The organism is Polyangium sp. 6x1 (assembly GCF_029946515.1).
Lineage (GTDB): Bacteria > Myxococcota_A > Polyangia > Polyangiales > Polyangiaceae > Polyangium.
Window position 1 is genome coordinate 1 of the sequence record NZ_JARZHH010000018.1, and the last position, 11883, is coordinate 11883.

6 protein-coding genes and 1 pseudogene are annotated in these 11883 nt (G+C 68.8%); 5 read left to right on the top strand and 2 right to left on the bottom strand.

The features are described 5' to 3' along the window. A pseudogene (locus tag QHF85_RS18530) lies at positions 1-1022 on the top strand (hypothetical protein); the annotation flags it as partial. Between the two features lie 43 nt (positions 1023-1065). Here the strand turns inward: QHF85_RS18530 and mgtA are convergent. Together mgtA and QHF85_RS18540 are read right to left on the bottom strand one after the other, a co-directional pair. After that, positions 1066-3540 (bottom strand): magnesium-translocating P-type ATPase, encoded by a 2475-nt coding sequence (gene mgtA, locus QHF85_RS18535; protein WP_281328545.1) that lies wholly within the window; start codon positions 3538-3540, stop codon positions 1066-1068. Then, positions 3537-6989 (bottom strand): serine/threonine-protein kinase, encoded by a 3453-nt coding sequence (locus tag QHF85_RS18540; protein ID WP_281328546.1) that lies wholly within the window; start codon positions 6987-6989, stop codon positions 3537-3539. Before QHF85_RS18540 ends, mgtA begins: the two co-directional genes overlap by 4 nt. Positions 6990-7066: 77 nt before the next feature. Here QHF85_RS18540 and QHF85_RS18545 point away from each other — a divergent pair, with 77 nt between their 5' ends. From QHF85_RS18545 to QHF85_RS18560, 4 genes are all read left to right on the top strand, one after another. Further along, positions 7067-8869: a hypothetical protein gene (locus tag QHF85_RS18545; RefSeq protein ID WP_281328547.1), complete on the top strand. Its 1803-nt coding sequence runs from the start codon at positions 7067-7069 to the stop codon at positions 8867-8869. A gap of 5 nt (positions 8870-8874) precedes the next feature. Then, positions 8875-9705, top strand: a complete 831-nt coding sequence (locus tag QHF85_RS18550) for an SDR family oxidoreductase (protein WP_281328697.1) — start codon at positions 8875-8877, stop codon at positions 9703-9705. 75 nt (positions 9706-9780) lie between these two features. Continuing rightward, entirely contained in the window at positions 9781-10272 is a 492-nt protein-coding gene (gene tpx, locus QHF85_RS18555) for a thiol peroxidase (protein WP_281328548.1), read from the top strand. 157 nt (positions 10273-10429) lie between these two features. Further along, entirely contained in the window at positions 10430-11881 is a 1452-nt protein-coding gene (locus tag QHF85_RS18560; RefSeq protein ID WP_281328549.1) for a hypothetical protein, read from the top strand. Positions 11882-11883: the final 2 nt, after the last annotated feature.

Sequence of the window (11883 nt, forward strand, 5' to 3'; positions counted from 1 at the left end):
GCACGCAGACGGACACCTGCCAGTCGGGCACGTGCACGGGGGGAAACCCGAGGGTCTGCACGGCGCAGAGCCAGTGTCACAATGCGGGGACCTGCAACCCGTCGACGGGCACCTGCTCGAACCCGACCAAGGTGAATGGCAGCACGTGCAATGACGGCAATGCGTGCACGCAGACGGACACCTGCCAGTCGGGCACGTGCACGGGGGGAAACCCGAGGGTCTGCACGGCGCAGAGCCAGTGTCACAATGCGGGGACCTGCAACCCGTCGACGGGCACCTGCTCGAACCCGACGAAAGCGAATGGCAGCGCGTGCAATGACGGCAATGCCTGCACGCAGACGGACACCTGCCAGTCGGGCACGTGTACGGGGGGAAACCCGAGGGTCTGCACGGCGCAGAGCCAGTGTCACAATGCGGGGACCTGCGACCCGTCGACGGGCACCTGCTCGAACCCGACGAAAGCGAATGGCAGCACGTGCAATGACGGCAATGCCTGCACGCAGACGGACACCTGCCAGTCGGGCACGTGTACGGGGGGGAACCCGAGGGTTTGCACGGCGCAGAGCCAGTGCCACGATGTGGGCACCTGCAACACGTCGACGGGCGCCTGCTCGAACCCGACCAAGGCGAATGGCAGCACGTGCAACGACGGCAATGCCTGCACGACAGGCGACGTCTGCAACGGCAGCGGCTCCTGCGGCGGGACCTCGATCACGTGTGATGCACCGCTCGACGGGTGCTACGAAGCGACCCCCAACTGCTCCAATGGGATGTGCGACTATACGCCAAAGTCAGCAGGGGCGGCCTGCGACGACGGCAATCCCGGCACGTACATGGATGTATGCGATGGTTCGGGGACCTGCCTGGGGGCGTGCGATCCCGTCTACTATTGCTCCGTGACCACGTGGAACGTGCTGTGTCCCGGCGGCGGCTTCAAGATCGTGCATCCGTTCGTGGCCTCGGATGGGTATTGCATCGATCAATACGCGTGTGGCCCGAACCATCACCTCTGCCCGGAATGATGTCCCGCCCGTCCCCTGTCGCCGCCGCTGACGCGGCGACCGCTCAGCCCCACCCGAACCGCCGATAAAACCACCGCTTCACGATCTCGACCGCCCCCAGATACGCCACCACGAGCGGCACGAGGATCACGAAAAACACCGGCGGCAGCGGCGCGAGCCCGACCTTCAGCCCGATCGGCGTGAACGGCAGGAGCATCGCGAGCGCGACCATCGACAGGCTCGTCACGAGCAGGGCCCGGCTCGGCTTGCCTCGCAGCGGACTGCCCTGCGTCCGGATCACGAAAATCACGAGCACCTGCGTCGCCAGCGATTCGACGAACCAGCCCGTCTGGAACAGCCGTTCGTCTCCCTTGAACAGGTGCAAGAGCAGCACGAAGGTCACGAAATCGAAGAGCGAGCTCACCGGCCCGATCGCCAGCATGAAGCGACGAATGAACGGCATGTCCCACCGGTGCGGCCGGGCCACGAAGTCCTCGTCCACCCGGTCCGTGGGGATGGGCATCTCCGAGAGGTCGTACAGAAAATTGTTCAGGAGGATCTGCGCCGGCAACATGGGCAAGAACGGCAAGAACAGGGACGCGCCGGCCATGCTGAACATGTTGCCGAAGTTCGAGCTCGTCCCCATCAGGATGTATTTGAGGATGTTGCCAAGCGTCCGCCGCCCCTCGACAATGCCGTCGGCCACCACCGAGAGGTCCCGTTCGAGCAGGATGATGTCCGCCGCCTCTTTCGCCACGTCGACCGCGCTGTCCACCGAGATCCCCACGTCCGCCGAATGCAACGACGGCGCGTCGTTGATCCCGTCGCCGAGATATCCGACGACCCGCCTTCGTTTCTTCAAGGCGAGGATCACCCGGTTCTTTTGCGTCGGGTTCAGCCGGCAAAACAGGTTCACGGTCTCCACGCGCGCGTCGAGCGCGTGCACGTCGAGCCGGTCGAGCTCGTCGCCCGTCAGGCAACCGCGCACCTCGATGCCGAGCTTTTTGCAAACGTGCGCGGCCACGTGCTCGTTGTCCCCCGTCACGATCACCACGGATACGCCCGCGCCCGAGAGCGCGCGGAGCGCCGCGCCCGCGCTCTCCTTCGGCGGGTCCTCGAAGGCCGCGAAGCCCGCGAAGACGAGCTCCGTCTCGTCGCGGATGACCACGTGCTTGCATTCGGGCCCCTCGGCTTTCCAGGCGATCCCGAGCACGCGGTACCCCTCCCGCCCGAGGTCTTCGAATCGCTCGGAGAACGCGCGCCGCGCCGCCGCGTCGAGGGGACGGACGTCGCCCGGCGCGTCGCCCTCGTAATGCGTCGAGACCCGCAGGATCTCCTCGAACGCGCCCTTCACGACGAGCCGCGTGTCCCCGTTTCGCCGGACCAGCACCGAGATGCGCCTCCGCTCGAAATCGAACGGCACCTCGTCGAGCTTCTCCCAGCCGCGAATATCGACGGTCTCATGCCGCAGGATCGCCTCGTCGAGGGGGCTCTTGAGGCCGGATTCGAAGAAGCTGTTGAGATAGGCGAGCTCGAGCACCCGCGGGCTGTCGCGGCCCTGCGGGTCGAGGTGCTGTTCGAGGCGAATGCGCGCCTCGGTCAAGGTCCCCGTCTTGTCCGTGCAGAGCACGTCCATGCTCCCGAGGTCGTGAATGGCCGAGAGCCGTTTGACGAGGACCTTCTTTCGCGACATCCGCAGCGCGCCGCGCGCCAGGGTCACCGAGACGACCATGGGGAGCAGCTCCGGCGTGAGGCCCACGGCGAGCGCAATCGCGAACAGGAACGAGGTGAGCCACGTGCGCTCGCGGACGAGGTTCACGAGCAGCACGAACAGCACCATCCACATCGCGAGGCGCAGGATGAGCAGGCCGAAATTGCGCGTGCCCATCTCGAACGCCGTGGGCGGCGCCTGTCTCGAAAGCGCGACGCCGATCTTGCCGACCGCCGTGTTCGTCCCCGTCCGCGTGATCACGGCCTTGGCGCTGCCGCTGATCACGGACGTGCCCATGAAGACCTCGGCCGCGGCGCCGTCCGCGTTCGTCGCGTCCGCGCTCGGCCCCGGGTGTTTTTCCACGGGATAAGGCTCGCCCGTCAGGAGCGCCTGATTGACGAAGAGGTCACGCGCTTCGATCAGCGTCCCATCGGCGGGGACGAGATCACCGGCCGCGAGGACCACGACGTCGCCAGGCACGACCTCCTCGGTCGGGACCTCGCGCGCCGCGCCGTCCCGCACGACCGTGGCGCGGACGCGCGTCGCTTTGCGCAGCTCCTCGGCCGCCCGGCCGGCGCGGTGCTCCTGCACGAAATCGAGGACCACGCTGAGCACGACCATGACCATGATGATCGTGGAGCTCTCGAGGTCTCCCGTCGCCGCGGAGACGACGCACGCCGCGAGCAAGAGGAGAACGAGCGGGTTCTTGAATCGAGCCAAGAACTCCAGAATCGTCGCGCGCCGATGCCCGGCGAGCAGGACGTTCCGCCCGTGGACGGCGAGGCGCCGCGAAGCTTCGGCCTGCGAAAGACCCACGTTCGTGCTCAATGCGCCTCCCCGACGCCGAGCTCCTCCGCGAGCGCGAGCGTCCTCCGATGCACCGGCACGTCTTCGAGGAAGCTCCGCCGGAATTCAGGATCCTCGATGCGCGCCGCCGTCGAAAGGAGCCCCTCGCGCGCCACGCCGAGCGCCCCCCGTGTCGCCTCGATGTCTCCCGTCGCCATGCGGGCCTCCACGACGGCCAGGCGCAATCGGCTCTCGGTGATCCCCATGCACCCCTGCGCCGAGAGCCGCGCGAGCTCCTGCTCGGCGATCTCGCGCGCCTCGGCCGCGCGGCCTTGCCGCAGGAGGGACGTGACGAGGAACGTCGAGGCGGGCAGCCGATAACTCGGCATGGTCGAAAGGGCCTCGCGCGCCTCGCGCGCCTCCGCCTCGGCGCCCGCGAGGTCCCCTTCGTGCAGCAATGCGCTCGCGAGGCACCCGCGCGCGAACCTCGCGAACAGCGTCGACGCGGGGTAAAGGTCGATGCTCTCGCGCGCGAGGCGCGCGAGCTCTTCGGCGTCGCGTTCGCCGCCGAGCATCATGAGGATCCATTGCATGGTGCTCGTGACTTGCGCGCTCATCAGCGGATCCCCCACGCGCTGCGCGAGGGTCCGCGCTTCACGCGCGAGCGCCTCGGCCTTCTCGCGTTGCCCCATCCAGGTCAGCATGAGCGCGGCGCCGCAATGCGTGAATACCAGGTGCCGGAGATCCCCCACCTCCAGGAAGCCCGCGGCCACCTTGCGGAAGAGGACGAGGGCCTCCCAGGGATCGAGCTCCAGCAACATGAGATGACAGGCCCGGGTCTGAAAGGCATGGCAGCGCTCGCGGATGTCCGTCGTCTCCAGGGCGTCCTCGGCGCGCCGCACGTAGGTGAGCATGTCGCGCGCCATCGCGCGCTCGCCGGCCACGGCGAACCCTGTGACGATCATCGACGCCATTTCCATCGCCATGGTGCGGGCCGAGCGGTCCGGCTGGGCGGCGGCCATGTCCGCGACGAACTCCATGGCTCGCTCCGAGCGGCCCGTGAACATGCAGTACGAGCAAAGCACGAACGTGGCCCTGCACCAGGCGGCGCTGCCGGGCCGCGCGAGCGCCCGCACCTCCTCGCCCAGGCGCAGGACCTCGTCCGTGAAGCTCCACCGGTAATGATGGGCCATGACCTGCCAGCTCCGCAGATCCAAAAGCTCCTCGCCGCGCGCGCCGCACGCGACCCCGCGCTCGACGTGTGTGAAGACGGAGTCGAGATCGAACCGCGCAAACGACCGCTCGGCGGCGCGCGCGTGGTAATGGCAGGCGCGTTCGAGGTCGCCGCCGCGCTCGAAATGCTCGGCCAGCACCGTTGGGTCCTGCTCGCCGTGCCGCTCGAGCCATTCCCCCGCGAGACGGTGGCCGAGCGCCCGATCGTCGCCGAGGAGCATCGAATACGCGCCTTCCCGGAAGAGCGCGTGGCGGAAGCGGAGCTCGTCCTCGCCGGGAAACCGGCTCTCGCGCGCCTTCACGACGAGCTCGCCGTCCATGAGCCGCGAAAATGCCTCCCGCACCTCGGATACGTGGTGGCTCGGGCCGAGCAAGGCCGCGACCCCGCCGGCCCAGAACGTCTCGCCGAAGACGCTCGCCGCCCGCAGCATGCGCCGCGCCGTGCCGTCGAGCTGCGCGAGCCTCGATTGCACCATCGAGACGACCGTCAAGGGGAGCGTCGTCCGCTTCTCCTCCGCCGCGCGGATGAGCTCCTCCAGGTAAAACGCATTGCCATCGGAGAGCGCGCAGATCCGCGCGACGGTCTCGCCCGAGGCCGCGTCGCCGAGCACGTGCCGGACGAGCTGCTCGCTCGCCTTCGGGCCGAGCTTCCGGAGCCGCAGCTCGTAAAAACGCCGCTTCGACCAGAGGTTCGGAAAGACGTCGTGGACCTCCGGCCGCGCGAGCGCGAGCACGAAGAGCGGCGCGCTCCGACATTCCCGCAGCGCGGCGTCCACGAGCTGCGCCGTCGGTCGATCGCTCCATTGCAAGTCGTCGAGCAGGAGCAAGACCGGCCCCGCGCTGCATTCGGCTTGCACGAAGGAGAGCCAGGCGTCCTGGATGCGATCGGCGAGGAGCTGGGCATTCTTGCGCGCCTCGCGGAGCGGCGTGCTCTCCGCGTCGGGAAATGGCGCGGAGGTGATCTCGCCGAGGAGCTCGGCCACGGGCCGCCCGGCGGCGCCCATGCGCTCGCTGACGCGCGCGAGCAGCGCGTCCCTTCGTGCTTCGAGCGGCTGACCTTCCTGAAGCCCGCACGCGCCGCGAAGCGCTTGCCCGAGGAGGCCGAGCGCCGAGCTTTGCCGGAGCGGATCGGCGCGCGCGCTCCAGATTTGAATGGAATCCTTTCGGTCGCGGAGCGCCCGCGCGAGCTCGTGGGCCAGGCGCGATTTGCCCATCCCCGGCGGCGCCACGACGAGCACGCCGTGCGCGAGCCGGTCTTCCACGCATTCCTCGAAGAGCTGCGAGACCATGGCGAGGTCGCGCTCCCGGCCCACGTACGGCGTGGGTTTTCCGAGGAGCAGCCGCGGTCCCTCCGCGGCCTGGCGCCGCACGACGGCGCGCCGCTCGCTGCCGGTGAGCGCGCCCCGGGGGCGCTCCGGCGCCGGGGCGTCGTCGTCCACGATCCACGAGGCCGAGAGAGCCGCAGCGACCGCCTGTCCGTCGGCCGGCCGGCCTTCCGGGTGTTTCGAAAGCATGTGCGCGACGAGCGTCGCGAGCCCCTCCGGCGCCCGCGGGACGAGCTCCCGCAGCGGCGGGGGTTCTTCGAAGAGCGTCTTGCTCACGACGGCCAGGAACGTCGCCCCTGGAAACGCAGGCCGACCGGTCAGGCACTCGAAGAGGACCGCGCCGAGCGAGAAGACGTCGGCCCGCGTGCCCACTGCCTCTCGATCGCTCGCTTGCTCGGGGGCCATGTACCCGGGCGTCCCGACGACGAGGCCGGTGTCCGTCAGCCGCGAGGCCCCCGGGAGCTGGGCAATGCCGAAATCGAGCACCTTCAATCCCTCGATGCGCCCGCCCACGAGGAACAGGTTGGCCGGCTTGACGTCGCGATGCACGACGCCCCGCGCGTGCATCGCGCCGAGCGCCTCGGCTGCCGCGCGCAGCAATCGAACGGCTTCCCCGACGCTGAGCGGCCCGCGCCGGAGGCGGCTCGCGAGGTCCTCCCCCTCGAGCCATTCCATCACGAGCCAAGGCTCGCCGGACGGAAGCGCCCCGCGCGCCACGTACCGCACGATATGCGGATGCGACGAGGTGGAGAGGATCGTCGCCTCCCGCTCGAAGCGCGCGGCCGCGTCTTCCCGAACCGCCCGGAGCACCTTCACGGCGAGCCGCTCGCCCGTCGAGCGCTCCCGCGCTTCGTAGACGTCGCCCATCCCGCCGGTCCCCGCGAGCCGCACGAGCTCGAACCGCCCCCCCAGGGTCTCCCCGCTCCCGCGCATATCCCCACCCTCTGCCCCGACTGATGACGCTACCATTGCCTCCCGCGCGCCGCGAGGTTATGCGCGAACCTACGGCCATGACCACCCCCGTCGAGCCTGCCGAGACCGAGACCGAGATCCCGCCGGAGCTCGTCCCCCGCAAGCGCCGCTTCTGGCCCGTCGCCGGTGTGTTCGCCGCGCTCGCGGGTGTGGCCGGCTTCTTCGGCCTGCGCGCTGCGAGCGAGCCCGAGCCGCTGCGCGTCGTCGTCGCGGTCGACCTCGACGGTCACTTTTGGGACGGCTCGCGCGCCTCGGCGATGCTCGTGAACGAGCTTTGCCAGCGCCTCGACGCGATCGGGTTCGAGCCCGTGCGCGCCGGTGACCCCGAGGTCCTCGAGGTCCTGCGCGAGGCCGAGAGTCCCGAGGCGGCTGCGAAGAAGCTCCGCGCTTCGTTCGTGGTGAAGGCCAAGCTCACGCCCGAGACGATCGAACATCCGGTGGAGGGCGGGTACTTCGAGGCCCGCGCGGACGCTTCGTTCGAGGTGCACCACGTCCGCGACGAGGTCGCGCAGAGCGGCCACCTCGTGGGCTGGGCGGGCGGCAAGCAGAAGACCGAAGCCTTGCGCCGCCTCGCCGAGACGCTCGCGCTCCAGGCCTTCGATCAGGTCGTCCCGCACCTGATCAAGCACCCGGCGATCGAGAGCATTTTCAAGGGCAGCGACATCAAGCTCGCCGACCACGTGGCCAAGGCGAAGCAATACGTCGAGGCCCGCGGCGACCGCCTCGGCGAGGCGCAGCGCACCTACGAGGACCTCGCGAAGCGCCGCAAGGAGTTCGACAAGGGCCCCGCGAAGGTCACCTACCACAGCGCCCTCGGCGCCGACGACGCACTCGGCGGATCGGCCGCGCCCGGGTTTCTCGTGAAGACGGCCGACATCACGCCGTTCGTCGCGCCGCGCACGATGAAGCTCTCGTGGATCACCGGCCTCGAAACCCTCGAATGGAGGCAGCCCGGCGGCGAACGAAAGCAGCTCTGGAGCGGCTATCACCTCTTCAGCTATCCGGCGGCCGCGCCGGACGGCGGGCGCGTCGTGTTCGCGGAGGACCTCTTCGGCTGGGCGAAGACGCTCACCGTGGTCGACCCCGACGGCAAGGCGCGGCGCCTGCGCATCGACGAGGAGCACCGATTCTCCTCGCCCGAGGTCGCGCCGGGCGGAAAGGCGGCCGCGCTTTACGATCGCCCCTGCCGCGATTGTCCGGGCAACCTGCTCGTCGTCGCGCTCGACGACGGCAAGACGCTCTTCGAGCGCGGGCCCGAGGGCGGCTTTTTCTCGGGCATTGCCTGGCTCGGCCCGAGCCGGCTCGCGTTCCTGCACACGCCGATCGCGCGCATCGAGCCCGGACCGGACGGCGAGGAACCGAAAACCCCGCGCCAGAGCTTGTACGTCACGGACCTCGGGGCGTCGCCGCCCGCCGTGACGTCGCTCCACGAGGCGCAGGACCACGAGCGCTTCGCGGCCCTCGAAGCGAGCCGCGACGGCAAGATGCTCGTCATGGAGACGACGGGGACGGGCTTCGCGGTGTTCGACGTCGAGGCGGGCAAGCTCGTGCGCTTCGATATCGGATCGGTCTCGGAGAACCCGAGCTTCTCGCCCGACGGCAAGCTCGTCACGTTCACCCTTCACGGCGACGTGTACCTGTTCGACGTCGAGCAAAAGCACGTCCGTCGCTTGACCAAGAACCCATGGAAGGAGCGCTATCCGCTCTTCTCCGAGGACGGGACGCGCATCTATTTCGAGTCCACGAGCGACGATCCAAACTACGAGCGCCGCACGATGTCGCTCATCGGCTCCGTCGCGGTGAAGGACGCCGGACCGCCGGAGCCTGCGAGCGCGCCGTGAGCACCATGTCCCCGCAGCAGATCATCCTCGTCACCGGCGCGACCGATGGAATCGGACGCCAGACCGCGCTCGAGCTCCTTCGCCGCGGCGCCCACGTCCTCGTGCACGGGCGCTCTGCGGCGAAGGCGAAGGCGGCGTGTGAGGCGCTCGCCCGCGAGAGCCGCTCGAACGACCTCGCGCCCGTCGCCGCGGATCTCTCGTCGATGGCCGCCGTGCGCGCGCTCGCCGCGGACGTCGAGGCCCGCGTGGATCGGCTCGACGTGCTGCTCAACAATGCCGGCGTCTTCATGCACGAGCGAACGCTCACGGAGGACGGATTCGAGACGACGTTCGCCGTCAATCACCTCGCGCCGTTCCTGCTCACGCACCTGCTCTTGCCGCGCCTCCGCGCGAGCAAAGAGGGCCGCATCGTCACCGTGAGCTCGATCGCCCATACCCGCGGGCAAATCGAATTCACCGACCTCACGTCCGAGCGTTATTTTCACGGATACGCGGCGTATGCCACGTCGAAGCTCGCGAACGTGCTCTTTGCGTATGAAATGGCGCGGCGCCTCGCCGGGACGCGTGTCACGTCGAACGCGCTGCATCCGGGGGTCATCGGCACGAAGCTCTTGCGCAGCGGCTTCGGCATGGGCGGGGGCACGGTCGCGCAGGGCGCCGCCACGTCCGTCCGGCTCGCGATCGACCCCACGCTCGCCGGGGTCACCGGCAAATACTTCGCCGACGAGCGCGAGGAGGCCTCGTCGAAGGCGTCGCACGATCGCGCGCTCCAGCGCCGGCTCTACGAGGTCAGCGCGAAGCTCGTGGGCATCGAGGGACTGCCGGACGTCACGTAGGGTGAGCTTCGCCCCTTGTGGTCGGGTTGGCAGTGTGTACACTCCGCGCCAAACCGAACACGGAGAACACCCACCATGGCGACGATCACGCTGAAGGGCAATGCGATTCACACGACCGGCGATCTCCCGACGAAGGGGGGCGCGGCGCCCGATTTCAACCTCGTCCGGGCGGACCTCTCCCGGGCCACGCTCGCGTCGTTCTCGGGCAAGAAGATCCTCAATATCTTCCCGAGCATCGACACGCCCGTTTGCGCCATCTCGGTGCGCAAGTTCAACAAGCTCGCGTCCGAGAAGGGCGTGACCGTGCTGAACATCTCCGAGGACCTGCCCTTCGCGCAGAAGCGCTTCTGCGGCGCCGAGGGCCTCGACAAGGTCGAGACGCTCTCCGCGTTCCGCTCCTCGTTCGGCAAGGATTACGGCGTGGAGATCACCGACAGCCCCTTCGCCGGCCTCACGGCGCGCGCCGTCGTCGTCCTCGATGAAGGCAACAAGGTCCTCCACGCCGAGCTCGTCCCCGAGATCGCGCAGGAGCCGAATTACGACGCCGCGATCGCCGCCCTCGGCTGATCCGCCCCGCCTCCCTCCTTTCGCGCCTCCCCCGCGAAAAAGATTACACATTTCCAAAGATTGACGCCGCTTCCAGGCGCCTCGACAATCTGGCGCATTGCGTCGAGCTCCTGCCGCTCGAAAGGCGACGGCTCGGCGCTCGAAGGGAGTATGGCGTATGAGGAAGCTTGCGCTTGCGGTCGTTCTCGGTTCGGGTCTCGTTTCCGTGGGGGGATGCACGGTCACGCAATACGAGCCGCCGCCTCCGCCGGGGCTGGGCGACGGCTGCACCGCGGAGGCGGTCTGCGACGGGGACACGATTTCCCTCGCGCAGGGGGTCGTCACCCAGAAGGACGACGTCTACCATGCCGTCGCGGCCGCGCGCGACGGCGTGGTGTTCCTGGGCGGCTTCGGGTCGGGGACGGCGGAGCCCGAGGGCTTGCCGAAAGCCGGCCACGTCCTGCTCACCCGGCGCGCCCCTGACGGGACGCTCTCGGATTGGTCGAGCAAGTTCGTGCCGGGGCAGGATGGCACGCTGGTCCAGGTCGCGAGTCTCGCGGTCGCGCCGAACGGCGACGTCGCGGTGGCCGGGTATTTCAGCGGCAAGCTCCAGATCGGGATCCAGTCGTTCACCTCGCTGGCGAGCTCGTCGGACGCGTTTCTGGCCGTATTCGACGCGACGGGCGCGCTCCGGTACGTCAAAGGCATCGGCAACGACGCCTACCAGGTGGCGCACGCTGTCGCGTTCGATGCGGAGGGCAATGTCTACCTCGGCGGCTCGTTCACGGGGGCGGTGAATTTCGGCGGCAAGGAAGGGCTCGAGGCGCTCGGCACGGGCGACGGGTTCATGGTCTCCTACAAGCCCGACGGCACGTTCCGCTGGCAGGTGCCGGTGAGCGGCGAGGGATTTCAGGCGGTCTACGCGCTCGCGGTCACGAACGACGGCGACCTCATCGCGACGGGGCTCATGGATGGGGTGAGCTCCTTCGGGTCGCTCGAGGGTGCGGTCACCCAGGGCAAAGACATGTTCCTCGCGCGGCTCGACGCGGCGTCGGGCGAGGTGAAATGGGCGCAGAAAACGGCCGGGTCGGGCAACAAGATCGTCGACGCGATCGACATCTCCCCGAAGACTGGCGAAATTGCGCTCGTCGGCAAATTCAGCGGCGGGACGATCGACCTCCTCGGCAAGCAATACACGAACGGAGAGGTGGACATCCCGGACATGTTCGTCGCGTTTTATTCGTCGACGGACGGCGCGCTCCTCCGGAGCGCGGCATTTCAAGGACCCGGTATCCAGTCCGGGACGGGCGTCGCGTTCGATCCGGCCGGGGATGTCGTGATCGGCTGCTATTTCTCGAAGCAGCTCGAGCTTGGCATCAAGCTCCTCGAAACATCGAGCGTGCTCGACGGGGACGGCTGCGCCTTCAAGCTGCGGGGCGGGACCCTCGATGTCGTCTGGGGCCACGACTATGGCGACGCCTGGTCGCAGGGCGTCACCGCCGTCGACGTCTCCCCCTTGACGGGCCGCCCGCTGCTCGTCGGCGGCTTCCAGAGCAAGCTCGCGGGCGTCCTCGACGAGCCCCAGAGCGCCGGCGGATTCGACGCGTTTTTCCTCGAGCTCTCGCCCTGATC